Source organism: Pseudomonas sp. UBA6276 (assembly GCF_002438365.1).
GTDB classification, from domain to species: domain Bacteria; phylum Pseudomonadota; class Gammaproteobacteria; order Pseudomonadales; family Pseudomonadaceae; genus Aquipseudomonas; species Aquipseudomonas coleopterorum.
Map to the genome: position 1 here is coordinate 1 of NZ_DJUS01000105.1, position 26,692 is coordinate 26,692.

At 62.5% G+C, this 26,692-nt stretch carries 27 protein-coding genes and 1 tRNA gene; 22 read left to right on the forward strand and 6 right to left on the reverse strand.

Features of this window, described 5'->3' with window-relative positions; genetic code table 11:
- From B2V21_RS11925 to B2V21_RS11940, 4 genes are all read right to left on the reverse strand, one after another.
- Positions 1-1,087 (reverse strand): alkaline phosphatase D family protein (locus B2V21_RS11925; protein ID WP_286916949.1); only part of this gene is annotated, 1,087 nt, incomplete at its 3' end.
- Positions 1,088-1,145: 58 nt separating this feature from the next.
- A complete protein-coding gene (locus tag B2V21_RS11930; RefSeq protein WP_286916950.1) occupies positions 1,146-2,351 on the reverse strand; it encodes an MFS transporter in 1,206 nt (401 codons plus the stop codon).
- 104 nt (positions 2,352-2,455) lie between these two features.
- Positions 2,456-3,085, reverse strand: a complete 630-nt coding sequence (locus B2V21_RS11935) for a LysE family translocator (RefSeq protein WP_286916951.1) — start codon at positions 3,083-3,085, stop codon at positions 2,456-2,458.
- 298 nt (positions 3,086-3,383) lie between these two features.
- Positions 3,384-3,468: transfer RNA gene (locus B2V21_RS11940), tRNA-Leu, on the reverse strand.
- A gap of 109 nt (positions 3,469-3,577) precedes the next feature.
- Between B2V21_RS11940 and queA the strand changes: the two genes are divergently transcribed.
- The 6 genes from queA to B2V21_RS11970 all read left to right on the forward strand — a co-directional run bounded on the left by queA (position 3,578) and on the right by B2V21_RS11970 (position 9,681).
- On the forward strand, positions 3,578-4,642 hold the full coding sequence (queA, locus tag B2V21_RS11945) for a tRNA preQ1(34) S-adenosylmethionine ribosyltransferase-isomerase QueA (protein ID WP_286916952.1): 1,065 nt from the start codon (positions 3,578-3,580) through the stop codon (positions 4,640-4,642).
- A gap of 14 nt (positions 4,643-4,656) precedes the next feature.
- Positions 4,657-5,772, forward strand: coding sequence for a tRNA guanosine(34) transglycosylase Tgt (gene tgt / locus B2V21_RS11950; RefSeq protein ID WP_161804304.1), 1,116 nt, complete (start codon positions 4,657-4,659; stop codon positions 5,770-5,772).
- A 52-nt stretch (positions 5,773-5,824) separates the two neighbouring features.
- On the forward strand, positions 5,825-6,160 hold the full coding sequence (yajC, locus tag B2V21_RS11955; protein WP_043186500.1) for a preprotein translocase subunit YajC: 336 nt from the start codon (positions 5,825-5,827) through the stop codon (positions 6,158-6,160).
- A gap of 62 nt (positions 6,161-6,222) precedes the next feature.
- The gene (gene secD, locus B2V21_RS11960; RefSeq protein WP_049861880.1) at positions 6,223-8,091 is read left to right on the forward strand and encodes a protein translocase subunit SecD; all 1,869 of its coding nucleotides are present in this window, start codon (positions 6,223-6,225) and stop codon (positions 8,089-8,091) included.
- Between the two features lie 9 nt (positions 8,092-8,100).
- Complete coding sequence (secF, locus tag B2V21_RS11965) at positions 8,101-9,012, forward strand: protein translocase subunit SecF (protein WP_043186504.1); 912 nt, start codon at positions 8,101-8,103, stop codon at positions 9,010-9,012.
- Positions 9,013-9,132: 120 nt separating this feature from the next.
- Positions 9,133-9,681 (forward strand): glycine zipper 2TM domain-containing protein, encoded by a 549-nt coding sequence (locus tag B2V21_RS11970; RefSeq protein ID WP_049861881.1) that lies wholly within the window; start codon positions 9,133-9,135, stop codon positions 9,679-9,681.
- Here the strand turns inward: B2V21_RS11970 and B2V21_RS11975 are convergent.
- Positions 9,666-10,625 carry a LysR family transcriptional regulator gene (locus tag B2V21_RS11975; RefSeq protein WP_286916960.1) on the reverse strand — a complete coding sequence of 320 codons (960 nt, stop codon included), beginning with the start codon at positions 10,623-10,625 and terminating at the stop codon, positions 9,666-9,668. The genes B2V21_RS11970 and B2V21_RS11975 overlap by 16 nt on opposite strands.
- Before the next feature lie 498 nt (positions 10,626-11,123).
- On the opposite strand from B2V21_RS11975, the gene B2V21_RS11980 reads away from it, so the two are divergent.
- The 8 genes from B2V21_RS11980 (at position 11,124) to argE (ending at position 18,938) form a co-directional block, all read left to right on the forward strand.
- Positions 11,124-12,644, forward strand: a complete 1,521-nt coding sequence (locus tag B2V21_RS11980) for an amino acid ABC transporter permease/ATP-binding protein (protein WP_286916953.1) — start codon at positions 11,124-11,126, stop codon at positions 12,642-12,644.
- A gap of 29 nt (positions 12,645-12,673) precedes the next feature.
- Positions 12,674-13,546, forward strand: a complete 873-nt coding sequence (locus B2V21_RS11985; protein ID WP_122741424.1) for a phytanoyl-CoA dioxygenase family protein — start codon at positions 12,674-12,676, stop codon at positions 13,544-13,546.
- A gap of 25 nt (positions 13,547-13,571) precedes the next feature.
- Complete coding sequence (locus tag B2V21_RS11990; protein ID WP_286916954.1) at positions 13,572-14,405, forward strand: transporter substrate-binding domain-containing protein; 834 nt, start codon at positions 13,572-13,574, stop codon at positions 14,403-14,405.
- Positions 14,406-14,476: 71 nt separating this feature from the next.
- Entirely contained in the window at positions 14,477-15,208 is a 732-nt protein-coding gene (locus tag B2V21_RS11995; protein ID WP_286916955.1) for a class II aldolase and adducin N-terminal domain-containing protein, read from the forward strand.
- Between the two features lie 132 nt (positions 15,209-15,340).
- On the forward strand, positions 15,341-16,636 hold the full coding sequence (locus B2V21_RS12000) for a flavin-containing monooxygenase (RefSeq protein WP_090356412.1): 1,296 nt from the start codon (positions 15,341-15,343) through the stop codon (positions 16,634-16,636).
- 49 nt (positions 16,637-16,685) lie between these two features.
- Entirely contained in the window at positions 16,686-17,096 is a 411-nt protein-coding gene (locus B2V21_RS12005) for a RidA family protein (protein WP_049861888.1), read from the forward strand.
- Between the two features lie 13 nt (positions 17,097-17,109).
- Positions 17,110-17,787 (forward strand): DUF1028 domain-containing protein, encoded by a 678-nt coding sequence (locus B2V21_RS12010; protein ID WP_286916956.1) that lies wholly within the window; start codon positions 17,110-17,112, stop codon positions 17,785-17,787.
- Entirely contained in the window at positions 17,784-18,938 is a 1,155-nt protein-coding gene (gene argE, locus B2V21_RS12015) for an acetylornithine deacetylase (RefSeq protein ID WP_286916957.1), read from the forward strand. Before B2V21_RS12010 ends, argE begins: the two co-directional genes overlap by 4 nt.
- Before the next feature lie 69 nt (positions 18,939-19,007).
- On the opposite strand, the gene suhB is transcribed toward argE, so the two are convergent.
- The gene (gene suhB / locus B2V21_RS12020; protein WP_049861891.1) at positions 19,008-19,823 is read right to left on the reverse strand and encodes an inositol-phosphate phosphatase; all 816 of its coding nucleotides are present in this window, start codon (positions 19,821-19,823) and stop codon (positions 19,008-19,010) included.
- 134 nt (positions 19,824-19,957) lie between these two features.
- Here suhB and trmJ point away from each other — a divergent pair, with 134 nt between their 5' ends.
- The 8 genes from trmJ to hscA all read left to right on the forward strand — a co-directional run bounded on the left by trmJ (position 19,958) and on the right by hscA (position 26,690).
- Complete coding sequence (gene trmJ, locus B2V21_RS12025; RefSeq protein ID WP_286916958.1) at positions 19,958-20,710, forward strand: tRNA (cytosine(32)/uridine(32)-2'-O)-methyltransferase TrmJ; 753 nt, start codon at positions 19,958-19,960, stop codon at positions 20,708-20,710.
- Complete coding sequence (gene cysE, locus B2V21_RS12030; protein ID WP_282347841.1) at positions 20,711-21,490, forward strand: serine O-acetyltransferase; 780 nt, start codon at positions 20,711-20,713, stop codon at positions 21,488-21,490. It abuts the gene before it with no gap.
- Positions 21,491-21,649: 159 nt separating this feature from the next.
- Positions 21,650-22,147 carry a Fe-S cluster assembly transcriptional regulator IscR gene (iscR, locus tag B2V21_RS12035; protein WP_056844988.1) on the forward strand — a complete coding sequence of 166 codons (498 nt, stop codon included), beginning with the start codon at positions 21,650-21,652 and terminating at the stop codon, positions 22,145-22,147.
- Positions 22,148-22,181: 34 nt separating this feature from the next.
- Entirely contained in the window at positions 22,182-23,396 is a 1,215-nt protein-coding gene (locus B2V21_RS12040) for an IscS subfamily cysteine desulfurase (RefSeq protein ID WP_049861895.1), read from the forward strand.
- Positions 23,397-23,449: 53 nt separating this feature from the next.
- A complete protein-coding gene (gene iscU / locus B2V21_RS12045; RefSeq protein WP_043186545.1) occupies positions 23,450-23,836 on the forward strand; it encodes a Fe-S cluster assembly scaffold IscU in 387 nt (128 codons plus the stop codon).
- A 90-nt stretch (positions 23,837-23,926) separates the two neighbouring features.
- Positions 23,927-24,250 carry an iron-sulfur cluster assembly protein IscA gene (gene iscA / locus B2V21_RS12050; RefSeq protein WP_049861896.1) on the forward strand — a complete coding sequence of 108 codons (324 nt, stop codon included), beginning with the start codon at positions 23,927-23,929 and terminating at the stop codon, positions 24,248-24,250.
- A gap of 9 nt (positions 24,251-24,259) precedes the next feature.
- Complete coding sequence (gene hscB, locus B2V21_RS12055; RefSeq protein WP_056844989.1) at positions 24,260-24,781, forward strand: co-chaperone HscB; 522 nt, start codon at positions 24,260-24,262, stop codon at positions 24,779-24,781.
- 46 nt (positions 24,782-24,827) lie between these two features.
- Positions 24,828-26,690 (forward strand): Fe-S protein assembly chaperone HscA, encoded by a 1,863-nt coding sequence (gene hscA / locus B2V21_RS12060; protein ID WP_049861899.1) that lies wholly within the window; start codon positions 24,828-24,830, stop codon positions 26,688-26,690.
- Positions 26,691-26,692 lie beyond the last annotated feature (2 nt).

A 26,692-nucleotide genomic window follows, 5' to 3' on the forward strand; every position in this document is an offset into this window, starting at 1 on the left:
CGATGGGCATGTCGGCGGCGATGACTTTCCACTGCGCCTGCGATCCCTTGAGCCCGGACTTGAGCCAGTCCAGTTGCGCCTGCCCGAGAAACGCCGTGCGGGCTTCGGGTGTGGGCGCCAGATTGTCATCATTGCCGCTGCGGTAGCTGCGCATGTCCAACACGAAAATGTCCAGCATCGGCCCGTAGCTGAGCTTGCGGTAAATACGCCCACCGTTGTCGGCCCGCTGCAGGCGCATGGGGGCGTATTCGAGCCATGCCTGGCGGGCGTTGCCCACCAGATGGCGAATGTCGCGGTTCTGGTAACGCTCGTCGAGCTGCTTGCTGGGCGACCAGTTGTTGGTCACCTCGTGGTCGTCCCATTGCCAGATCTGCGGCACCTCGGCGTTGAACCGGCGCACGTTTTCATCCATCAGGTTGTAGCGGTAGTTGCCGCGGTACTCATCCAGAGTCTCGGCCACCTTGCTCTTGGCTTCGGTGGTGATGTTGCGCCACACGCGGCCGTTTTCCGTGGTCACCGTGGCCGGCACCGGCCCGTCGGCGTAAATGGTGTCGCCGCTGTGGATGAAGAAATCCGGCAAGCGCAGGCGCATGGCTTCGTAGATACGCATGCCGCCAATATCCGGATTGATGCCAAAGCCCTGGCCCACGGTGTCGCCGCTCCACACGAAACGGATATCACGACGCTGCGAAGGCTCGCTGCGCAGATGACCGAACCACGGCTCGCTGCTGACGCCGGTCTGCGCGTCCTCGAACTGCACCCGATAGAAGATCGCCTGATCCACCGGCAAGCCATTGAGCTCGACCCGTGCGGTAAAGTCGGTGCTGGCGTCCGCCAATGGCGAGACCAGTCGGCGCGGGTTGGTGAACATGCTGCGCGTATCCCACTCCACCACCATTCGCGCCGGGCGGTCGCACCGGCTCCAGACCATCGCCTTGTCGCCCAACAGGTCGCCCGACTGTACGCCGTCGGTGAGTTGTGGCCGGTCCTTGACCGAAGCGATCACTGACGGCGCCAGCCCCGGCAGCAGAAAACCCGCACCCACGGCCTGGACGAGACGACGGCGCTTGAGGTCGAACATGCTCATGACATAGCCCTGTGAAAGAGAAAGGGCTATGTAAGCGTGGGGATGTGACAGGGGCGTGTCAGCCAGGAACGATCGTCTCGCTCGCCGAACTTGCCTGCAGCGTGCGCAGACCTGTCAGCACGGCGGTGAGCATCAGCAAGCCGGCGCCGATGGCGACGCCGAATCCGGCACGGGTGCCGAAGTGGTCGATGACCAGGCCGGCAGTCGCGCCGCCCATTGCAATGCCGACACTGACGCCTGTACTCAACCAGGTCAGCCCTTCGGTGATCTTTCCGGGCGGCAGGATTTTCGTGCCGATGTTCATCACCACGATCAGCGTCGGCGCGAACGACATGCCGGTGATGAACAGCAAGCCGGTGAGCCAGTACACATTGGGCGCAAAGATCGGCAGCGTCGTCGCCACGGCGGTGAATACCGCGCCGATCAGCAATTGGGTTTCGAACGGTAGCCCACTTCTGACCGCTCCGAAGGTGATCCCGGCGACCATCGATCCGGCCGCGAAGCCTGCCAGGACAAAGCTGGCTGCGGCCGCCCAGCCGGCCTCCTTGGCAAAAGCGACCACCGCGACGTCGACCGACCCGCCGAGCACGCCCAGCGCCAGCATCGCCACGACGATGATCCGCAAGGCCGGAATGCGCAGGGGAGAGCTGGAGTGGCCTTTGACGGCTGGTATCGGCGGTGGCTCGGTTTCGTGCTGGCGCAGAAAGGCGACAACGCCGACGGCCAAAAGCACGGCGGCCACCAAAGGTCCGGCTTGAGGAAACAGACCGCTGCTCAAGGCGATGGACAGCGGCGGGCCGACGATGAAGGTGAATTCCACCAGCACCGTATCCAGAGAGTACGCGGCGTGCAGCTGCGGCTTTCCGCGAAACAGATAGGCCCAGCGCGCGCGGATCATCGCCCCGAAACTGGGAAGCACACCTGCCATGGCTGCCAGCACGAACAGCACCGGCAGCGGCGCATGCCAGTACACGGCACCGCTCAGGGCTAGCAGCATGCCAATACTGAACGCCGCGATAGGCGCCAGCACCTTGCGCTGGCCGCGCTGATCCACCAGCTTCGAGATCATCGGCCCGAGTATGGCGCTGGTGAGGGTATAAGTGCCCGCTACCGCCCCTGCGACCCAGTAGCGGCCCGTTTCCTGTGCAAGCATGGCAATCAGGCCCAGCCCGACCATGGCTTGCGGAAGCCTGGCCATCGAGCCGGCCACGATCAGCGCCACGACGCCTGGGGTTGCGAAGAATGTACGGTAGGCATTGCTCATGTGAAGGGCGGAACTCCGTGTTCGCGAGGGTGGATCAGGTAGGGGCTTTTATAGTGCCAGTAGGTTGAACCTGATACCTGTTTTGCTGAGAGGTTGAGGGAAGATCATAGGGGGCGCTCAAGAAATAACAGTCGTGCGGCCAGTGCCGTCATCATGCCCGCGAAGCCATAGCTGCCCCACTTTCTCAACGCCGGACCACCGTTCAACCGTTTGCGCAGCGTTGCGGCACAAAGCGCGAGCACGCAGTGAAAAACCAGGGCAATCAAGGCGAGCAGCATGCCCAGCATAGAGAGCTGGACGACTACGCTTGCGTTGCCGACCGTGACGAATTGCGGCAGGAACACCATGAAGAACAGCAGGGCCTTGGGGTTCAACAAGCTATTGAGCGTGGCGCGAATGAATACCTTGCGGGTCGAGCCCAGGGGACGTGGGGCAGCGCTTTGAGCCGTTGGCGCCGTCAACGCTTGCCAAGCCATCCACAACAGATAGCACGCACCTGCCAACCGCAACAAGTCGAAAGCAGGAGCCCAACTCATGACGACAGCACCCATGCCTGCGCTGACCAGCAGCGTCATGATCAAGTCCGCCAGCGAAATGCCCAGCGCTGCCGCCACCCCGGTTCGCCAGCCGTGGGCAAGGGCGTGGCTGGTGACGAACGCCATGTTCGGTCCGGGGACGATCAGCAGCAATGCCGCGGCAATGACGAACAGGTAGAGGTTGGCTGCATCCGGCATGACGACTGCTCCTTTGAGTTGACTCCAAGGGTAGGCGCATCAGGTGAGCGGCGGGAGGTACAGTTCAAGAGAAGGTGGGGGCAACAGTCGATTTTGCTGCAGAGGTCGCCAAGGCTGCGAGCGACACGGTGCCCCTTGAGCCATATATCGAATGCCTGGGTACCGCTGAATAGGTGACGGTGAACGGATACGGCGTCGGCAGCGCTGGGTTGCTCATGGCCAGCGGCCGCTCCTGAGCAGGAAGGATGCCGAATCGCAGGCGAAAAAAAAGACCTTCGTGAAGGTCTTTTTTCTGATTTGGTGCCCCGAGGGAGACTCGAACTCCCACTCCTTTCGAAAACGGATTTTGAATCCGCCGCGTCTACCAATTCCGCCATCAGGGCTTACAGGCGGCGAAGTATAGAGACGACTCGACCACTGGTCAATCAGCTTTCATGGTCAATTTTGAAGATTTTTGCTAGAATTTTCAGCCCTATACAGCCGAACCCTATCATGCGCGTCGCCGATTTCTCTTTCGAGCTTCCTGATTCCCTGATCGCTCGCCACCCGCTGGCCGAGCGCCATGGCAGCCGCCTGTTGGTCCTCGATGGGCCGTCCGGTGCGCTGGATCATCGTCAATTCACCGATCTGCCGGGCTTTCTTCGGCCGGGCGACCTGATGGTGTTCAACAACACCCGGGTGATTCCGGCGCGGGTGTTTGGCCAGAAGGCGTCGGGGGGCAAGCTGGAAATTCTGGTGGAACGCGTGCTGGACAGCCATCGCGTGCTGGCCCATGTGCGTTCCAGCAAGTCGCCCAAGCCCGGCTCGATGATCCTGATCGACGGCGGCGGCGAGGCCGAGATGGTCGCGCGGCACGATGCGCTGTTCGAGTTGCGCTTCAGCGAAGAGGTGCTGCCGCTGCTCGACAAGGTTGGCCACATGCCGTTGCCGCCCTACATCGACCGGCCCGACGACACCGCCGACCGCGAGCGCTACCAGACCGTGTACGCCGAGAAGGCCGGTGCAGTGGCGGCGCCGACGGCGGGTCTGCACTTCGACAAGGCGCTGCTGGCCCAGATCGAAGCGATGGGCGTTGAAACTGCCTTCGTGACGTTGCATGTGGGCGCAGGTACCTTCCAGCCGGTGCGGGTCGAGAAGCTCGAAGATCACCACATGCATAAAGAGTGGCTGGAGGTCAGTCAGGACGTGGTCGATGCGGTGCAGGCGTGCAAGGCCCGCGGTGGCCGCGTGGTAGCGGTAGGTACCACCAGCGTGCGTTCGCTGGAAAGCGCCGCCCGCGATGGCGTATTGAAACCGTTCAGCGGCGACACCGACATCTTCATCTTTCCAGGGCGGCCGTTTCATGTGGTCGATGCCCTGGTGACCAACTTTCATTTGCCCGAGTCCACGCTGTTGATGCTGGTCTCGGCGTTCGCGGGTTATCCCGAAGCCATGGCGGCCTATGCGGCGGCGGTGGCCAACGAGTACCGCTTCTTCAGTTACGGTGATGCCATGTTCATCACCCGCAATCCGGCGCCTCGCGGTCCCAGCGAAGCCGCGCCAGGGGATCAAGCATGAGTCGCACCTGTCGTATGTCGTTCGAGTTGCTGGCCACCGATGGCAAGGCCCGTCGTGGTCGCCTGACCTTTCCCCGTGGCGTGGTGGAAACCCCGGCGTTCATGCCGGTGGGCACCTATGGCACGGTCAAGGGCATGTTGCCGCGCGACATCGAGGCGATTGGCGCACAGATGATCCTGGGCAACACCTTTCACCTGTGGCTGCGTCCGGGCACCGAAGTGATCAAGGCGCACGGCGACCTGCACGATTTCATGCAGTGGAAAGGGCCGATTCTGACCGACTCCGGTGGCTTCCAGGTATTCAGCCTTGGCGCCATGCGCAAGATCAAGGAGGAGGGCGTGTACTTCGCCTCCCCGGTGGACGGCTCCAAGGTCTTCATGGGCCCCGAGGAATCGATGCAGGTGCAGCGTGACCTGGGCTCGGACGTCGTGATGATTTTCGACGAATGCACGCCTTATCCCGCCGACGAGCAGACCGCGCGCACGTCCATGGAGCTGTCGCTGCGCTGGGCGCAACGTTCCAAGGATGCCCACGCTGACAGTACGGCGGCGCTGTTCGGCATCGTTCAGGGCGGCATGCACGAGAACCTGCGCATGCGTTCGCTCGAAGGCCTGGACAAGATCGGCTTCGATGGCCTGGCCATCGGCGGCCTGTCGGTGGGCGAGCCCAAGCACGAAATGATCAAGGTGCTCGACTACCTGCCGGGCCAGATGCCCGCTGACAAACCTCGTTACCTTATGGGGGTAGGCAAACCCGAGGACTTGGTCGAGGGTGTGCGCCGCGGCGTCGACATGTTCGACTGCGTGATGCCGACGCGCAACGCGCGCAACGGGCATCTGTTCATCGATACCGGCGTGCTGAAGATCCGCAATGCGTTCCATCGCCACGATGATTCGCCGCTGGACCCTACCTGCGATTGCTACACCTGCCGCAACTTCTCGCGCGCTTATCTGCACCACCTGGACAAGTGCGGGGAAATGCTGGGTAGCATGTTGAATACCATCCACAATTTGCGTCATTACCAGCGCCTGATGGCTGGTTTGCGCGAGGCTATTCAACAGGGTACATTGGCCGCCTTTGTCGATGCCTTCTATGCCAAGCGCGGGCTGCCTGTGCCGCCCTTGGACTGACCGTTTTATAAAGACTTTCAAGTCAATAACTTCTAAGTAACTGGAGCGTTGAATGAGCTTTTTGATCCCCGCCGCTTTCGCGGACGCCGCTGCACCGGCTGCTGGCCCTGCCGGCACTGGCTTCGAGTGGATTTTCCTGGTCGGTTTCCTGGTCATCTTCTACATGATGATCTGGCGCCCGCAGGCCAAGCGTGCCAAGGAACAGAAAAACCTGCTGGGCAACCTGCAGAAAGGTGACGAAGTCGTTACCAACGGCGGCATTGCCGGCAAGATCAACAAGGTCACCGACGACTTCGTGGTCATCGAAGTGTCCGACACCGTCGAGCTGAAAATCCAGAAGGGCGCCATCGCCGCGACCCTGCCCAAAGGCACGCTCAAAGCGATCTAAGCTGCAGACTTTTACCCATGTCGGGGCGCGCAAGGCGCCCCGCGTCTTGAACGGGCGGCGTGATGCTGAACAAATATCCTCTGTGGAAATATGTACTGATCCTGGCGGTGCTGGCGATCGGTTTTATCTATTCCGCACCTAATCTCTATCCTGATGACGCGGCCATCCAGGTCAGCGGCGCGAGCACTGCGCTGCAGGTCAATCAGGCCGATCTGGATCGCGTCGGCACGGCGCTCAACGCCGCCGGCATCCAGGTCAAATCCGCAAGCCTGGCCGAAAACGGCAAGGGCGGTCTGCTGCGCCTGACCAAGGCCGAAGACCAGCTGCCGGCCAAGGATGTCGTGCGCAAGGCGCTGGGCGACGACTACGTGGTGGCCCTGAACCTGGCCCCGACCACGCCGCCGTGGTTGCGCAGCCTGGGTGCCAGCCCGATGAAGCTGGGCCTCGACCTGTCCGGTGGTGTGCACTTCCTGCTCGAAGTGGACATGGACAAGGCGCTCGACGCCCGCATGAAAGTCTACGAGGGCGAAGTCAAGACGCTGCTGCGCAAGGAACGTGTGCGCTATCGCAGCCTGCCGCAGCAGGATGGTGCCATCCAGCTGGGCTTCAACGATACCGCGACCCGTGACCAGGCCCAGGCCCTGATCCGCAAGAATTTCACCGATTTCGACCTGACCGCCAGCGAGCGCAACGAGTTGTCGGTGCTGCGCCTGTCCATGACTCAGGCCAAGGTTGCGGAAATTCGCGAATACTCGATCAAGCAGAACTTGACCACGGTGCGTAACCGGGTCAACGAACTGGGTGTGGCCGAGCCGCTGGTACAGCGTCAGGGTGCCAACCGCATCGTGGTCGAGCTGCCGGGCGTACAGGACACTGCCGAAGCCAAGCGTATCCTGGGCAAGACCGCCAACCTGGAATTCCGCCTCGGCGCAGGCCCGGACGATTCCAAGGCCACCACCGAAACCTTCGAATTCCGCGAGGGCAACCGTGCCCCGGCGGCGGTCGAGCGTGGCCTGATCATCACCGGTGACCAGGTCACCGACGCCCAGGCCAGCTTCGACGAACATGGCCAGCCACAGGTGAACATCAAGCTCGATGGCCACGGCGGCGACCTGATGAGCCGCGCCACGCGCAGCAACGTCGGCCGCAGCATGGCGGTGATCTTCATCGAACAGCGCCCGACCACCCGCTACGTCAAGCAGACGGTCAATGGCGTGGAGAAGGACGTCGCGGTACAGACCTTCACCGAAGAGAAGAAGATCATCAGCCTGGCGACCATCCAGTCGCCGCTGGGCAGCCAGTTCCGCATCACCGGCCTCAACGGCCAGGGTGAATCCTCCGAACTGGCCCTGCTGCTGCGCGCCGGTGGTCTGGCCGCGCCGATGTACTTCGCCGAAGAACGTACCATCGGTCCGAGCCTGGGTGCCGACAACATCACCAAGGGTATCGATGCGTCGCTGTGGGGCATGCTGTTCGTCTCGCTGTTCATCATCGCCATCTACCGCTTCTTCGGTGTGATCGCCACCGTGGCACTGGCCTTGAACATGGTCATGCTGCTGGCGCTGATGTCGTTGCTGGGCGCGACCCTGACGTTGCCGGGTATCGCCGGTATCGTATTGACAATGGGTATGGCGGTGGACGCCAACGTGCTGATCTTCTCGCGCATACGTGAAGAGATCGCCAATGGCATGAGCATCCAGCGCGCCATTCACGAAGGTTTCGACCGCGCCTACACCGCGATCATCGACGCCAACCTGACGACGCTGCTGGTCGGCGGGATTCTCTTCGCCATGGGCACCGGCCCGGTGAAGGGCTTCGCCGTTACCATGTCCCTCGGGATCTTTACCTCGATGTTCACGGCCATCATGGTGACCCGCGCAATGGTCAACCTGATCTACGGCGGTCGGGACTTCAAGAAGTTGTGGATTTAAGGGGCTGCCATGTTACGTACCATCAACTTCATGGGCGTGCGCAATATTGCGTTCGCCATCACCGTGCTCCTTACCGTGCTGGCGCTGTTCAGCATGTTCCACAAGGGCATGAACTACGGGCTGGACTTCACCGGCGGTACGCTCATCGAGCTGACCTACGAGAAGCCAGCCGACCTGGGCCTGGTCCGTGACGAGCTGGTGAAAGCCGGTTATCACGACGCCGTGGTGCAGAACTTCGGTGCGACCACCGACCTGCTGGTGCGCATGCCGGGTGAAGACCCGCAACTGGGCAACCAGGTCGCGGCGGCGCTGCAGACGGTCGGTGGCGACAACCCGGCCACGGTCAAGCGCGTCGAGTTCGTCGGCCCGCAGGTGGGCGAAGAACTGCGCGACCAGGGCGGCCTCGGCATGCTGCTGGCGCTTGGCGGCGTACTCGTCTACCTGGCGTTCCGTTTCCAGTGGAAATTCGCGGTCGGCGCCATCCTGTCGCTGATTCACGACGTGATCGTCACCGTGGGCCTGTTGTCGTTCTTCCAGATCACCTTCGACCTGACGGTGCTTGCGGCGGTACTGGCTATCATCGGCTACTCGCTGAACGACACCATCGTGGTATTCGACCGGGTTCGCGAGAACTTCCGGGTGATGCGCAAGGCGTCCCTGATCGAGAACATCAACGTTTCCACGACCCAGACGCTGCTGCGTACCGTGGCGACCTCGGTGTCGACCCTGCTGGCCATCGCCGCCCTGATGTTCTTCGGTGGCGACAACCTGTGGGGCTTCTCGCTGGCACTGTTCATCGGCGTCATGGCCGGTACCTACTCGTCGATCTACATCGCCAACGTGGTTCTGATCTGGCTGAACCTGAGCAGCGAGGATCTGATTCCTCCCGTGGCCAAGGACCAGGTCGACGACCGTCCATAAGACGTTCGACGTCAACTGCGGCAAGGCCTGAAAGGCGCGAGTATTGAACTCGCGCCTTTTTTCATGCTCCAAGGCTGGGAAACGTGGCCTGGCGCCATGACCGTAGTCAGGAGGTTCAAAGTGAATAAGTCGTTGCTGATTGGTGCAGTGCTGGGTGCTGTCGGTGTTACCGCCGGAGGCGCCGTTGCAACCTACAGCCTCGTGAACAAAGGCCCCGAGTACGCCGACGTCTTGGCCGCAGAGCCGATCAAACAGCAGATCAAGACGCCGCGCGAAGTGTGCAAGGATGTCACTGTGACTCGGCAGAAGCCGGTGCAGGATCAGCATCAGATCGTGGGCAGTGTATTGGGTGCAGTGGCGGGCGGCTTGCTCGGCAATCAGGTCGGTGGTGGCAACGGCAAGAAGATCGCCACCGTGGCCGGTGCCGTCGGCGGTGGCTACGCCGGCAACAAGGTCCAGGAGGGCATGCAGGGTCGTGACACCTACACCACGACTCAGACCCGCTGCAATACGGTCAACGACATCAGTGACAAGGTCGTGGGCTACAACGTGAAGTACCAGCTCGACGGCAAGGTCGGCCAAGTGCGCATGGACCGTGACCCAGGCTCGCAGATCCCGGTGAACAAGCAGGGTCAATTGATCCTTGGTGAGAATCAGGCTGGGCAATAAGCTCCAGATTCCTCCTCGCTCACACGCGCCGCCGGTCCCGGCGGCGTCAGCTCCACACTCCGGCAATACTCCATGAACAGCCGAGTCGCCCGACTCGGCTGGTTGTTGCGCAGGTGCGCCATCACCAGCGTTGAGGCCGGCATGTCGTCTTCGATTTCCAGATGCGCCAGCAGCTTGCCGTCATAGGTCATCTGGCTGCACGGCCGCGTGACCAACACCGAAAATCCCAATCCTTGCCCTACCATGCAGCGCACCATCTCGATGGAGGGCGAGCTGTAGGCGACGACCGGGGCATAGCCCTTCTCGGTGAAGATATCCATGAAGTAACTGCGGCTGGGAACGGCATCGAGCAGGATCATCGGCTCCTCGCTCAGGGCCTGCAAAGTGACCGAGGTTCGTTGCGCCAGAGGGTGATCGAGCGGTAGCAGGGCGTAGGGCTTGTGGGGTGCGTTGAGGGCCTGTTTGTGGATGGTGTTGCCCAGTTCCAGGTCGTAGAGAAAGGCCAGGTCGAAACGACCACGGTGCAGGCCGTGCATCAGTTCATGCTGTTCGCCGTCATAAAGTTGAATGGCAACTTCCGGATAAAGGCTTTTGAATCCGGCCACCAACTTGGGCATGTACAGCGGCGCGGCCGATTCGAAACAGCCAATGGCAATGGTGCCCGAAACATTGCCATTCTCGGCGCGCGAATCCTGTTCCAATTCCTGAGACAGCCTCAATAACTCCTTGGCTTTTTCATAAATCCTGCCGCCGCCGGCCGTGAGTGAAACACCTTGGGCATGATGGCGGACGAACAAGGGTTGATTGAAGGCTTCTTCGAGATTCTTGATTGCGACGGAGATGGACGGCTGGGATATATGCAACTGCCTGGAGGCCTCGGCAATGCTGTCCTGTTCGACGGCCGCGACGAAGTATTTGAGTTGCCGAAGGGTGAAGTGCATCAAGTTCAGCTCCTCGGCAGCGCCGTGCAGCCCTGCGCCGCCTGAATAGGTTTTACCTATGCCTGCGAAGACCATGCCACTGCCTGGGCTACCCTGAACTACCAGGACTGTCGGAACCCTGGTCACACTTCACGCCCAGCAATAGCGGCGCTCTGCAAACGAGCTTCTGAAGTGCGGCATTCCGGCGCACCCAATGAATCAAGGCGCAAAACCCATTTCGCACCAAAAAGTCTCGTCTGCCATAAGACCGGAAACAGACTGCGCTAAAACCGTGCAGTTGTTCTTAAGCTTTGCATCTAACCAAGTAGACACAGGGAGTGCGAAGTTCGCCTCAGGAACTTCTGCTTAGGTTTTTCCTACGCAAGGGGCCCGAATTTACTAATTTCGGCGGAACCTGGCATCAATCATGATGGGTTCAAGACGGGCAGAACGGGCAACGTTCGAAGTTCATAGTCGACAGGAAGTCACCCATCACCCTTGACCTTGCCAAGCGAGCCGACGATGACGTTTGATTGGAAATACATGTTTGGTCTGCTCGGCGATACCGAGTTCTGGATGGCGGCCTGGACCGTGATTCAACTCAGTGTATTGACCTGGGTCGTCAGTATTGTGCTGGGCTTCGTACTGGCGCTGGCGAAGCAATCTTCTCGTCCATTGCTCAACTTGCCGGCGCGCGGTTACATCTGGCTGTTTCGCAGTCTGCCGCTGCTGGTCCTGCTGATATTCGTCTACAACCTGCCACAGGCGATGCCGTCTACGTCGGCTGTGCTGGCCAATCCGTTCTGGGCCGGACTGATCGCGCTGGTGTTGAGTGAAACCGCCTACGTCGCGGAGATCCATCGCGGCGGGCTGCTGTCCATCGCCAAGGGGCAAAGCGAGGCTGCACGAGCATTGGGCCTGCGCTTTGCCGGCACCCAGTGGCGCATCGTCATCCCCCAGGCCTTGCGGGTGGCCCTGCCGTCGCTCACCAACGAATTCATTTCCATCGTCAAGCTCAGCTCGCTGGTGTCGGTGATCTCGTTGACCGAGATCCTCATGGTGGGTCAGCGCCTGTATTCGCAGAACTTTCTGGTCATGGAAACCATGGCAGGGGTGGCGTTCTTCTATGTGCTGATCGTGACCGTGTTCGATTTCCTGCTCAAACGCCTGGAGCGTTATCTGGACGTGACCCAGACCAAGGCCGCGCGTCAGCCGGATGCCGAAGTCCTGCGCCTGGCCACCGAGCACCGGGCCGTGGTGACGCGACCCGACAGCGCCGCCACCGGTCCTGCGTTGCAGGCGACCAAGCTGCACAAGGCCTATAACGACGTCGAAGTGTTGGGCGCGGTGAGCCTGCAGATCGAGCCGGGCGAAGTGGTGTCGGTGATCGGTCCTTCGGGGTCGGGCAAGACCACGCTGATTCGCCTGCTCAATGGCCTGGAGCAGATCGACAACGGCGACATCAAGATCAACGGCAAGCCGTTCATTCATCTGAACCGGCAGGGTGCGCAACCGCCACGTTATGTGGAGCACGCCGAGCACCGCATGAACATCGGCATGGTGTTCCAGAGCTTCAATCTGTTCCCGCACATGACCGTGCTGAACAACCTGCTGATGGCGCCGCGTTATCACCGTCTGGCGCCCCTGGCCGAACTCAAACAGCAGGCCTACGCCTTGCTGCACAAGGTCGGCATGCTCGACCACGCGTGGAAATACCCGCATCAGTTGTCCGGCGGCCAGCAGCAGCGCGTGGCGATCGCCCGGGCATTGATGATGCGCCCGCAGATCATGCTGTTCGATGAGCCCACCTCGGCGCTCGATCCGGAGAAGGTCAACGAGGTGCTGCAGGTCATCGAGGCCCTGGCCAGCGAAGGCATCACCATGATCATCGTGACCCACGAAATGAATTTTGCCTTCAAGGTTTCCGATCGCATCGTCTTCATGGAGAAGGGGCGAGTGGTCTGCGACGACAGCCCGCAGGCGCTGCGTGGCGGTCACAACCCGCGAGTGGAAGCGTTCCTGAAAGATGTCTCGTTGGCCTGAAGCCAACCCTACCGGTGCGAGGAGAGAACATGATCGAGCAATGGCAGATAGACCAGTTTCACCAGGATGGCTTTCTGGTGGTCGAAGACGTGCTGGCGGCGCCTGAAGTGGCGGCGCTGCAGCATGACTTCGATCAATGGGTGCAGGACAGCCGCAGCCAGGCTCAGGCCTGGGGTGAAACCCTGGATGGTCGCGCACGTTTCGATGTGGAAAGCGATCACCGTGCCGACCATCCCTCCCTGCGCCGGGTAGCGTCGCCCACCGAGATTTCGCCGGCGTATCGCCAGACGGCCTTCGAATCGCGCATGGCCGAAATCGCCGGACAGTTGATCGGCGGGAGCGGCACTCGTTTTCATCACAGCAAGATCAACTCCAAGCTGCCGCACACCGCGACCCAGGTGAAATGGCATCAGGATTTCCTCTTCACCCCGCACAGCAACGACGACCTGGTAACGGCGCTGTTGATGGTCAGCGAAGTGACCGCCCAGAACGGTCCGCTCAAGGTGATACCCGGTAGCCACAAAGGCCCGCTGTGGTCGCACTGGCACGACGAGCGTTTCACCGGCGCGGTAGCCGATGCCGTGGTCGAGGAGCACTGCCAGGCACCGGTGGCCTGCTTCGGCCCGCCCGGCTCGGTGTGCTTCATGCACACCCGCTTGCTGCATGCCTCGAGCCCCAACCACACCGAAGATCCGCGGACGCTGTTCATCAGCGTGTACGCCGCCGAGGACGCTCTGCCACTGGCCGACAACCCGCTGCCCAGTGAGCACGCCGGGCGCCTGGTGGCCGGGTGCGAAAGCGGCTTGATCCGCAGCACCGAGAACCATGTGCGTCTGCCCCAGAAACCCAAGGGTGCATCGTTTTTCGTCCAGCAAGCCGGTACCGACCTGGCAACAGCCTGAATCCATTGACTGCGAGGAATACCCCATGAAGTTGCCAAGCCTGAAAGCCCGCCCCGTCGCCATGGCCGTGTTCGGCGCCATCCTGGCTGCTAGTTCGTTGAGCGCTTCGGCGTTCCAGCAGCCCGGCAAGATCGTTGCAGGGTCCGACATGACGTTCTTCCCCTACGAGTACATGGAGAAGAACAAGCCTGCCGGCTTCGATATCGAGTTCCTCGACGGTCTCGCCAAGGTCATGGGCATGACTGCGGAAAACATCGACACCCGCTTTCCCAACCTGATCAGCGGGCTTCAGGCCGGACGGTTCGATATCACCAACTCGTCGATGTACATCACCGCCGACCGCATGAAGGTGATCGACATGGTCCCTTATCTGAAAAGCGGTGAGTCGATCCTCGCGGTCAAGGGCAGCGCCTATCAGCCCAAGACGCCGGAAGAGTTCTGCGGGCACAAGATCGGCTCCATGGGCGCCACTTCCTGGTTGCAGCAGTTGCAGAAGCTGTCCGCCGAGTATTGTATGAAGAATGGTCTGCAGCCGATCGCCATCAGTGAGTACGGCACCGACCCGCAAACCACCCAGGCCATGCTCGCCCACGCGGTGGAAGCGCAGATCACCGACGCGGCGGTCGCTCGCGGGGTGGTCGACAAGCTGGGCGATCGCGTGGTGATTTCCTCGCAGACCTTGATCTACCCAGTGCTCAACGGCTTCGGTGTGAAGAAAGGCAATGACGAGGTCCGCAACGCGCTGATCCAGGGCCTGGAGAAGTACAGCAAGACCCCCGAATACGCGGCGCTGCTGGACAAGTACAAGTTCCAGGCGCCGACCGCCGATGACATCGCGGCTTTGATGCCCAAGCCCTGATATCGCGCCTCGACATCAGCCGACAGTACCCGTCGATCCTGGCGGGTACGTTTCCATGGAGTGCCCAGAGCATGGCCCTGAGTTTCGAAGAACAGACGCGCATCGACCTGGCCGCAACGTTCCGCATCATCGCCCACCTGGGCATGCACGAGGCGGTCGCCAACCATTTCAGCGCTGCCATCAGCGCCGATGGCAAGCAGTTCCTGCTCAACCCCAAGTGGGTGCATTTCTCGCGGCTGCGGGCCAGTGATCTGTTGCTGCTCGATGCCGACGACACCGACGCCGCGCACCGCCCGGACGTGGACGCCACGGCCTGGTCGATCCACGGCCAGGTTCACCAGCGCCTGCCCGATGCCCGGGTGGTGCTGCACCTGCACCCGGTCTACACCACGGCCGTGGCCTGCCTTGCGCAACCCAGGATTCTGCCGGTCGACCAGAACACGGCGCGTTATTTCAACCGTGTGGCGGTGGACGAACTCTACGGCGGCATGGCCGATACCAGCGCCGAGGGCGCTCGCCTGGCCAACCTGCTGCAGGACAAGCGCCGGCTGCTGATGGGCAACCACGGCGTCATCGTCACTGCCGCCACGGTGGGCGAAGCCTTCGATGACATCTGGACCTTGGAGCGGGCCTGCCAGATTCTGGTGACGGCCTGGTCGACCGGCCAGCCGCTCAAGCTGCTCGCCGATGACGTGGCGGAAAAGACCGCACGGGACTGGGAGAAGATCACCGATTTTTCCCAGCGCCATTTCGAAGAAATGAAGCACCTGATGATCCAGGCGGACCCTTCGCTGGTGGACTGAGCGCAACCGAGCGCCCGAATGATTGAAGCTTTGCACACAGCCTCGCGGGTGCCGCAGGACGCCGTGCGCCCGGCTTTCGAATTTTCATGAAGACAGCGACTGGCCACCGACGGCCTGTCGAAGGATGCCAAGATGAACCAACAGATCACCGAAATAGACACCCTGGTCGTAGGCGCCGGCCAGGCCGGCGTGGCCATGAGCGAGCACCTGAGCCGTCTGGGTATCCCTCACCTGGTGCTAGAGCGGCATCGTATCGCCGAGGCCTGGCGCTCGGGCCGCTGGGACTCGCTGGTGGCCAACGGTCCGGCCTGGCACGATCGGTTCCCGGGTCTGGAATTCGACATGGACCCCGATGGTTTTGCCGGCAAGGAGCAGGTGGCCGACTATTTCGAGGCCTATGCCCGCAAGTTCGACGCGCCGATCAAGACCGGGGTCGAAGTCAGGCGTGTCACGCGCAATGTCGGCCGCGCCGGCTTCACCGTGGAAACCAGCGACGGCACCTATTGCGTCAACCACTTGGTATCGGCCACCGGGCCGTTTCAGAAGCCGGTGATCCCGGCCATCGCGCCCACGGATTCGACCCTCCACCAGATTCACTCGGCGCACTATTTCAATCCTGAACAATTGCCCGCAGGCGCGGTGCTGGTGGTCGGTGCCGGTTCCTCCGGGGTGCAGATCGCCGAGGAGCTGCTGCGTGCCGGGCGTAAGGTCTACCTCTCGGTGGGTCCCCACGATCGGCCGCCGCGCGCCTACCGTGGGCGCGACTTCTGCTGGTGGCTGGGCGTGCTCGGGCTGTGGGACAGTGAAACGGTGCAGGCGGGTCGGGAGCACGTCACCATCGCCGTCAGCGGTGCCCGCGGCGGACATACCGTGGACTTTCGGCGACTGGCTCAGGCGGGCATGGTGCTGGTGGGTCTGACAGAGCGCTTTGCCGACGGCAAGGTCAGCTTCGCCCAGGATCTGAACGACAATCTGGACCGAGGCGACGAGAACTACCTGGCGCTGCTCGATGCCGCCGACGCCTACGCAGAGCGCAACGGCCTGGACCTGCCCCTGGAGCCGACTGCCCGCGAGCGCGTGGCCGACGCGGCGTGCATTGCCCAACCCCTGCAAGCGCTGGACCTGACCGAGGCGGGGGTGTCCACGATCATCTGGGCCACTGGCTATTCGCAGGACTACAGCTGGCTGCAGGTCGACGCCTTCCACGCCAACGGCAAGCCACGCCATCAGCGCGGCGTGAGCAGCGAGCAGGGCGTCTACTTCGTCGGCCTGCCTTGGCTGTCGCGGCGCGGGTCGGCCTTTATCTGGGGCGTCTGGCACGACGCCAAGCATGTCGCCGATCAGATCGCCACGCAGCGCAAGTACCGCGCCTATGACGAGTCCCGGACCGCTGCCCGGACACCTGCGCCGTTGCGCGCCAACGCTTGATCATCACTGTGTCGCGTCACCTCGACGCGTACGCCAAGGAGCTCCGTTCATGGTCACCCATACCCGCATCCGCATGTTCAACACCAAGGACACCTACCCCAATCAGAGCCTGGACAATGATTTGTGCCAGGCGGTGCGCGCCGGCAATACCGTGTACGTGCGCGGTCAGGTGGGCACCGATTTCGACGGCAACCTGGTCGGCCTGGGCGACCCTGCGGCGCAGGCCGAGCAGGCCATGAAAAACGTCAAGCAGTTGCTGGAGGAGGCGGGCAGTGACTTGTCGCACATCGTCAAGACCACCACCTACATCATCGATCCGCGTTATCGCGAGCCGGTCTATCACGTGGTTGGCCGGTGGCTCAAAGGTGTCTTTCCGATCTCCACGGGCCTGGTGGTCTCGGCCCTGGGCCAGCCGCAGTGGCTGATGGAAATCGACGTGATCGCCGTCATTCCGGACTGAGGAGTTCTTTGCCATGACCTTTTCCATCGCAGCGCGCTGCGCCGAAACCGGCCAGTTGGGCATCGCCATCAGTTCGTCGAGCATTGCCGTGGGCGCCCGCTGCCCGTGGCTTGTGGCCGGTGTGGGCGCGGTGTCATCGCAGAACATCACGCTGCCAGCCCTCGGTCCGCAGGCGCTGGCGCAACTGGAACAACAGGTGTCGCCTGACCAGGCGTTGCAACAGGTGCTGGACCGCGACGGCTTCGGTGCGTATCGCCAGATCATCGCCATCGATGCGCAAGGCCGTAGCGCCCACGCCAGTGGCAGCCAGACCTTGGGTATTCATCACGCGCGCAGCGGTGAGCAGTGTGTCGCCGCCGGCAACATGCTGGCCGACATTGCGGTGGTCGACGCCGTGGTCGAGGCGTTCGAAAACGCCTCCGGGCATCTTGCCGAACGTCTGCTGCACGCCATGCTCGCCGGCCTGGCCGCGGGCGGCGAAGCCGGGCCGGTGCACTCGGCGGCGCTGAAGGTCGTGGGCGAGCTACCGTGGCCTATCGTCGATCTGCGCGTTGACTGGGCCGAGCATGACCCCTTGGGCGAGTTGCAGGGATTGTGGCAGGCCTATCGACCGCAGATGCAAGACTACATCGACCGTGCCCTGAATCCGGCGGTAGCACCGGGCTATGGCGTGCCCGGAGACGAGCGATGAGCGCCAGCCGTGAGCTGCTGGCGCACTTGGTGGCCTTCGACACCACCAGCCGCGAATCCAACCTTGCCCTGATCGAGTTCGTTCGCGACTACCTGGCCGAGCACGGCGTGAGCAGCGAACTGATCTACAACGAGGACGGCAGCAAGGCCAATCTGTTCGCCAGCATCGGCCCGGCCGATGTGCCGGGCATCGTCCTGTCGGGTCATACCGACGTGGTGCCGGTGGACGGCCAGGCCTGGACGTATCCTGCGTTCCAGTTGAGCGAAGCGGACGGCAAGTTGTACGGCCGCGGCACGGCAGACATGAAAGGCTACATCGCCTGCGTACTGGCACAGGTGCCCGCGCTGGTGCAGGCGCCCCTGCGTCGACCGGTGCACATCGCCTTGTCCTACGATGAGGAGGTCGGTTGCCTGGGCGTGCGCTCGCTGCTCGAGGCCTTGCGGGGCAAGCCGGTGCAGCCGATGTTGTGCGTGATCGGCGAGCCGACCGAGTTGGCGCCGGTGCTCGGCCACAAGGGCAAGCTGGCGATGCGCTGCGAGGTGCAGGGCCTGGCCTGCCATTCGGCCCACGCGCCGAGCGGGGTCAATGCCATCGAATACGCCGCGAGGCTGATTGCCGAGCTGGGTCGGCTGGGCGATGCGCTGCAGGCCCCGGATGGCCGCAACGAGCGCTTCGATCCGCCGTTTTCCACGGTGCAGGTGGGGGTTATCGCGGGTGGTACAGCACTTAACATCGTCCCCCAGCACTGCCGTTTCGATTTCGAGGTGCGCTCGCTGCCTGCCGAAGACCCGCGACAGTTGACCGAAGCCCTGCAACGCTACGCCGAGCACACGCTGCTGCCGGCGATGCAGGCGATCAGTGGTCAGAGTGCAATTCGGTTCAGCGAGCTGTCCAGCTATCCAGGCCTGGACGTCAGCCATGCCAGCGAGGCCGCCCGCTTGATCGCGCGGTTCAGCGGTTCGCAGGCGTTTTCCACGGTGGCCTTCGGTACCGAAGGCGGGCTGTTCGATCAGGCAGGCATCGCCACCGTAGTGTGTGGGCCCGGGAGCATGGCGCAGGGGCACAAGCCCGATGAGTTCGTCAGCGTCGCGCAGTTGGCCGGGTGTGACCACATGCTGGGGCGGATACTGGCTTTCGCCTGCGAAGGTTGACTGGGCGGGGGCTGAATTGCGCCCATGAAAAAAGCACCCCGTGGGGTGCTTTTCTTGTCGTGCGAGGTCTCAGCGCTTGAGCGAGGCCGGCAGGTGCGGCTGGATGGCGGTCAGGACTGCCTTGAAGCACTTGGTGTTACCGGCAACGATGTGGCCGTTTTCCAGGAAGTTGTGACCGCCGGTGAAATCGCTCACCAGGCCGCCCGCTTCCTGAATCAGCAGGACGCCTGCGGCCATGTCCCATTCCGACAGGCCCGACTCCCAGAACGCATCGAAGCGGCCAGCGGCAACGTAGGCCAGATCCAGGCTGGCGGCGCCGGCGCGGCGAATGCCGGCGGTCTGGCCGACCAGGCTGCGGAACATGCCCAGGTAGTTGTCCAGGTTGTCCATCTGGTTGTCGCGGAACGGGAAGCCGGTGCCCAGCAGGGCGCCGTCCAGGCTGGTGCGACCGCTGACGCGCAGGCGACGGCCATTGAGCTGGGCGCCACGGCCACGGCTGGCGGTGAATTCTTCCTGGCGGACAGGATCGAGCACGACGGCGTGTTCCAGGCGACCACGGTACTTGCACGCGATGCTGACGGCGAAGTGCGGTACGCCGCGCAGGAAGTTGGTGGTGCCGTCCAATGGGTCGATGATCCAGAGGTAGTCTTCGCCTTCACCGCTGCCGGCATGGAAACCGGTCTCTTCGCCACGGATGCCGTGGGTCGGGTAGGCCTTGCGCAGGGCGTCGATGATTTTCTGTTCGGCAGCGCGATCGACTTCGGACACGTAGTCCTTGGCATCTTTCTCGTCGACCTTGATGGTATCCAGGCGCTCGATGGAGCGGAAGATCAATTCACTGGCGCTGCGGGCGGCGCGCAGCGCGATATTCAGCATGGGCTGCATGGACGTTTCACCTAAGGTCGTTAAAGAAAGCCGCGCATTCTAGCAGAAAAGTCGTGGACAAGAAGAGGGACATAGCCTTAGTTATAGGCCTTCTGTAATATTTGCCGCCCTTTCCCCGACACAGAGCCCTAGCCGTGCTGGATAACATCCGAGTCGTCCTGGTCAATACCAGCCATCCCGGCAACATCGGTGGCGCGGCGCGCGCCATGAAAAACATGGGGTTGTCGCGACTGGTTCTGGTTGAGCCCCGCGAGTTCCCGTCCCCCGAAGCCGACGCCCGCGCATCGGGCGCCAGCGACGTGCTGGAAAACGCCCAGGTGGTCGCCACCCTGGAAGAGGCGCTGGTGGGCTGTACCGTGGTGCTGGGCACCAGCGCCCGCGACCGCAGCCTGCCGTGGCCGCTGGTGGATCCCCGCGAGTGTGGCGAGAAGGTCATCGAGGAGGCCGGGCAGGGCAAGGAGATCGCGCTGGTGTTCGGTCGCGAGCACGCGGGCTTGACCAACGATGAGCTGCAGCGCTGTCATTTCCATGTGCACATCCCGTCCAATCCGGAGTTCAGTTCGCTGAATCTGGCGGCGGCGGTGCAGGTGCTCGGGTATGAAGTGCGCATGGCCTGGCTGGCGGGCAAGCGTCCGGCGCCAACGCTGGACAAGACCGAGGAGCTGGCCACCAGCGACGAAATGGAGCGCTTCTATGGCCATCTGCAGGACACCCTGGTCGACATCGCCTTTCTCGACCCGGACAAGCCACGGCACCTGATGGCTCGCCTGCGCCGCCTGTTCGGGCGCAGCGCCGTGAACAAGTCGGAAATGAGTATTTTGCGCGGCATTCTCACCGAGACCCAGAAGGTCGCTCGGGGTGAGCCGCATAAGCGCAAGGATCAATAAATGTTCGAACGTCTGCGGGAAGATATCCAGAGTGTTTTTCATCGCGATCCGGCCGCGCGCAATGCGTTCGAGGTGTTGACCTGCTACCCGGGCATGCACGCCATCTGGCTGCATCGGGCCGCCCATGCCTTGTGGAAGCGCGACCTGAAGTGGCTGGCGCGGGTGGTGTCCAACTTCGGTCGCTGGATGACGGGCATCGAGATCCATCCCGGTGCGACGGTGGGGCGACGGTTCTTCATCGACCACGGCATGGGCATCGTGATCGGCGAGACGGCCGAGATCGGTGACGACGTGACGATCTACCAAGGGGTGACCTTGGGTGGTACCAGCTGGAACAAGGGCAAGCGCCATCCGACCCTGGCCGATGGCGTGGTGGTGGGGGCGGGCGCCAAGGTGCTCGGGCCGTTCACGGTGGGTGCCGGGGCCAAGGTCGGCTCCAACGCGGTGGTGACCAAGGAAGTGCCGCCCGGCGCGACCGTGGTCGGGATACCCGGCAAGATCATCGTCAAAAGCGATGACGAGCTGGACGCGCGGCGCAAGGCCATGGCCGAGAAGATCGGTTTCGATGCCTATGGCGTCGGCGGCGAGGACATGCCGGACCCGGTAGCGCGGGCCATCGGCCAGCTGCTCGATCATCTGCATGCGGTGGACGGGCGTCTGGAAGGCATGTGTGGCGCGCTGAACCGCCTGGGCAGCGACTACTGCGCCAAGGACCTGCCGCCCTTGCGCGACGAAGACTTCGAATGCGTGCAAGGCGCGGAGCGCAAGGCGCAGTCCTGATCCGGGCCGTCACACAGGCCCCAATCGGCATCATTAGTCTGCTACCATTGCGCCGCCGTTTTTGCACCCAAGTCCTAGTAATTCAGTAGGACTTATAGTTGACAAATTTACTCGGAAATAGGATGATCGAACCTATTCCGAGAACCCGTGGTACTAGCCATGCGACTGACAACGAAAGGCCGATACGCCGTCACTGCCATGCTCGACCTGGCATTGCACGCGCAGCGTGGCCCGGTCTCATTGGCCGACATCTCCGAGCGTCAGGGCATATCCCTGTCCTACCTGGAGCAACTGTTCGCCAAGCTGCGCCGGGGGAACCTGGTGTCCAGCGTGCGTGGTCCCGGCGGTGGTTATCAGCTGTCCCGCGAAATGGAAGGCATCCAGGTTGCACAGGTCATCGACGCGGTCAACGAATCGGTCGATGCCACCAAGTGCCAGGGCCTGGGTGATTGCCACGCCGGTGACACCTGCCTGACCCACCACCTGTGGTGTGACCTCAGCCAGCAGATTCACGAATTTTTGAGCGGTATCAGTCTGTCCGACCTTGTCACTCGCCGTGAGGTGCAAGAAGTCGCTCAGCGCCAGGATCTGCGTCGTTGCAACAGCAACGGCCGCATGCAGCGCCTGGACAAGATCGAAACGTCTGCCGTCGAATGAGAAAGCCAGGTTAGCCGCCTGATAGGAGATACCAATGAAGTTGCCGATTTACCTCGATTACTCCGCGACCACGCCAGTGGATCCTCGCGTTGCACAGAAGATGATCGAATGCCTGCAGATGGACGGGAACTTCGGTAACCCGGCTTCCCGTTCGCACGTGTTTGGCTGGAAAGCTGAAGAAGCTGTCGAGAACGCCCGTCGCCAAGTGGCCGACCTGGTCGGTGCCGACCCGCGCGAGATCGTCTGGACCAGCGGTGCCACCGAGTCCGACAACCTGGCGATCAAGGGTGTGGCGCACTTCTACCAGACCAAGGGCAAGCACATCATTACCACCAAGATCGAGCACAAGGCGGTCCTGGATACCACCCGCCAGCTCGAGCGTGAAGGTTTCGACGTCACCTATCTGGAGCCCGGCACCGACGGTCTGGTCACTCCGGCCATGATCGAAGCGGCCATGCGTGACGACACCATCCTGGTCTCGGTCATCCATGTGAACAACGAAATCGGCGTGATCAACGACATCGCTGCCATCGGTGAGCTGACTCGCTCGCGCGGCGTGCTGTTCCACGTCGATGCGGCTCAGTCCACTGGCAAGGTCGAGATCGACCTGTCGGCACTGAAGGTCGACCTGATGTCTTTCTCGGCGCACAAGACCTACGGTCCCAAGGGTATCGGCGCGCTGTATGTCAGCCGCAAGCCGCGTGTTCGCCTCGAAGCGGCCATGCACGGCGGCGGTCACGAGCGCGGCATGCGTTCGGGCACCCTGGCCACGCACCAGATCGTCGGCATGGGCGAAGCCTTCCGCATCGCCAAGGAAACCATGGCCAGCGAGAACCTGCGCATCAAGGCGTTGAGCGATCGCTTCTACCAGCAGGTCGAGAACCTCGAAGAGCTGTACGTCAACGGCAGCCTGACGGCCCGTGTGCCGCACAACCTGAACCTGTCCTTCAACTATGTCGAAGGCGAGTCGCTGATCATGGCCCTCAAGGACCTGGCAGTGTCTTCCGGTTCGGCGTGCACCTCGGCCTCGCTCGAGCCCTCGTATGTACTGCGCGCCCTGGGCCGCAACGACGAGTTGGCCCACAGCTCCATCCGTTTCACCTTCGGTCGCTTCACCACCGAAGAAGAAGTCGATTACGCCGCGCAGAAAGTCTGCGAGGCCGTCACCAAGCTGCGCGCTCTGTCGCCGCTGTGGGACATGTACAAAGACGGTGTCGATATCTCGAAGATCGAGTGGGCGGCGCACTAAGTAGCTGCCGACAAGAGCGGCTTACCTGATGAGTTTCAGTAAGGATCAATACCATGGCTTACAGTGAAAAGGTCATCGACCACTACGAAAACCCACGTAACGTGGGCAAGATGGACGCCGAAGATGCCGACGTCGGCACCGGCATGGTCGGCGCTCCGGCGTGCGGCGATGTGATGCGTCTGCAGATCCGTGTCAACGAGCAGGGCATCATCGAAGATGCCAAGTTCAAGACCTACGGCTGCGGTTCGGCCATCGCTTCCAGCTCCCTCGCCACCGAGTGGATGAAGGGCAAGACCCTGGACGAAGCCGAAACCATCAAGAATACCCAGCTGGCCGAAGAACTGGCGTTGCCGCCGGTGAAGATCCACTGCTCGGTGCTCGCCGAGGACGCCATCAAGGCGGCCGTACGCGACTACAAGCAGAAGAAAGGTCTGCTCTGAGTCAGAGCGAAGCTGGACACAGTCGAAGGTTCGATACAGCGCGGTGCGGGTGACCGCTCGCGCGAAACCGTTTGCAGGTAAGGAGTCACGATGGCTATCAGCATGACAGAAGCCGCCGCCAACCATGTTCGTCGTTCCCTCCAGGGGCGTGGCAAGGGTGACGGCATTCGCTTGGGCGTACGCACCACCGGTTGCTCGGGCCTGGCCTACGTGCTGGAGTTCGTCGATGAAGCCGGTAGTGAAGACAAGGTCTTCGAGAACCACGGCGTCAAGGTGATCATCGATCCAAAGAGCCTGGTCTACCTGGACGGCACCGAACTCGATTTCGTCAAGGAAGGGTTGAACGAAGGCTTCAAGTTCAACAACCCCAACGTGCGCGGCGAATGTGGCTGCGGCGAAAGCTTCAATATCTGAGGCACATCCGTGGGTACTCCTTGTCATTTCGCCCTGTTCGACCTCAAGCCCGGCTTTCGCCTGGACCTCGATCAACTGGCCACGCGCTATCGCGAGTTGGCCCGCGAGGTCCATCCCGATCGCTTTGCCGATGCCTCCGAGCGTGAGCAGCGTCAGGCCCTCGAAAAGTCTGCGGGCCTGAACGACGCCTACCAGACCTTGAAGGCGGCGCCCAAGCGTGCGCGCTATTTGCTGTCCATCAGTGGCCAGGAAGTACCGCAGGAAGTCACGGTCCACGATCCGGACTTTCTTCTGCAGCAGATGCAGTGGCGCGAAGAGCTCGAAGACCTGCAGGACAGCGCCGACCTGGCGGGCGTGGCAACGTTCAAGCGCCGGGTCAAGACCGCGCAGGCTGAACTCGAAGACAGCTTCGCTGCCTGTTGGGATGACGCTGCGCAACGCGAACAGGCCGAACGCCTGATGCGGCGCATGCAGTTCCTCGACAAGCTTTCCTATGAAGTGCGCCAGCTCGAAGAGCGCCTCGACGATTAACCCAGTGTCGCTACGGCCGCACGCCTGAATTCCTGACCTGATAAGCATGGCCCTACTGCAGATCGCCGAACCTGGCCAGAGTCCTCAACCACACCAGCGTCGTCTGGCCGTGGGGATCGACCTGGGCACTACCAATTCGCTGGTCGCTGCGCTGCGCAGCGGTCTCTCCGAACCCCTGGCGGACGCAGACGGGCAGGTCATCCTGCCGTCCGCCGTGCGCTATCATGCCGACCGCATCGAAGTGGGAGCGGCTGCCAAGGCCGCCGCTGCCAGCGATCCGCTCAACACCGTGCTCTCGGTCAAGCGCCTGATGGGCCGCGGCCTGACCGACGTCAAGCAACTGGGCGAGCAATTGCCCTACCGCTTCGTCGGTGGCGAGTCGCACATGCCGTTCATCGAAACCGCGCAGGGCCCGAAGAGTCCGGTGGAAGTGTCCGCCGACATCCTCAAGGCCCTGCGTCAGCGTGCCGAAGACACCCTGGGTGGCGAGCTGGTGGGGGCGGTGATCACCGTGCCTGCCTATTTCGACGATGCCCAGCGCCAGGCCACCAAGGACGCTGCGCGTCTGGCCGGTCTGAACGTCTTGCGCCTGCTCAACGAGCCCACCGCCGCGGCCGTGGCCTATGGCCTGGATCAACATGCCGAAGGGTTGGTGGCGATCTACGACCTGGGTGGCGGGACATTCGACATTTCCATCCTGCGCCTCACCGGCGGTGTGTTCGAAGTGCTGGCCACCGGCGGCGACAGCGCGCTGGGCGGCGATGATTTCGACCATGCCATCGCCGGCTGGATCGTCGAGCAGGCCGGTGTATCCGCCAACCTCGATCCTGGTGCGCAACGCCAATTGCTCCAGGCGGCCTGCGCTGCCAAGGAAGCGTTGAGCCAGGCGCATAGCACCACCATCACCTACGGTAGCTGGAGCGCGGAGCTCACCCGTGATGCTTTCCAGGCCCTGATCGAACCCATGGTCGCGCGCAGCCTCAAGGCGTGCCGACGCGCCGTGCGTGACGCGAACATCGAGATCGACGAGATTCTCGCCGTGGTCATGGTCGGCGGTTCCACTCGCGTTCCGCGTGTGCGTGAAGCAGTGGGCGAGCTGTTCGGGCGCCAGCCCCTGACCGACATCGACCCGGATCAGGTCGTGGCTATCGGTGCCGCCATCCAGGCCGATACGCTGGCCGGCAACAAGCGTGACGGCGGCGAACTGCTACTGCTCGACGTCATTCCCTTGTCCCTGGGTCTGGAAACCATGGGCGGGCTGATGGAGAAGGTGATTCCGCGCAACACCACCATTCCCGTCGCCCGTGCCCAGGATTTCACCACTTATAAAGACGGCCAGTCGGCGCTGCTGGTGCATGTGCTGCAGGGTGAGCGCGAGCTGATCAGCGACTGCCGTTCCCTGGCCCGTTTCGAACTGCGCGGCATTCCTGCCATGGTGGCTGGTGCGGCGAAGATCCGCGTCACCTTCCAGGTCGACGCCGATGGCCTGCTCAGTGTGTCCGCCCGCGAGCTGGGTTCGGGCGTCGAGGCGAGCATTCAGGTCAAGCCGTCCTACGGTCTGACCGACGGCGAGATCGCCCGGATGCTCACCGATTCCTTCCAGTACGCCGGTGACGACAAGGTCGCTCGCCAGTTGCGTGAACACCAGGTCGACGGTGAGCGTCTGATCGAAGCCGTACAGGCCGCGCTGGATGCCGACGGCGAGCGCCTGCTCGACGACGAGGAGCGCATGGTGATCGGCCTGCAGATGGACGAGTTGCGCGCGCTGGTCAAAGGCAGTGACGGTCCGGCCATCGAACAGCAGACCAAGCTGCTGTCGCAGGTGACCGATGCGTTCGCCGCGCGTCGCATGAACAATGCCGTGAAAGACGCCCTGTCAGGGCGCAACCTGAATGAAATTGAGGAATAACT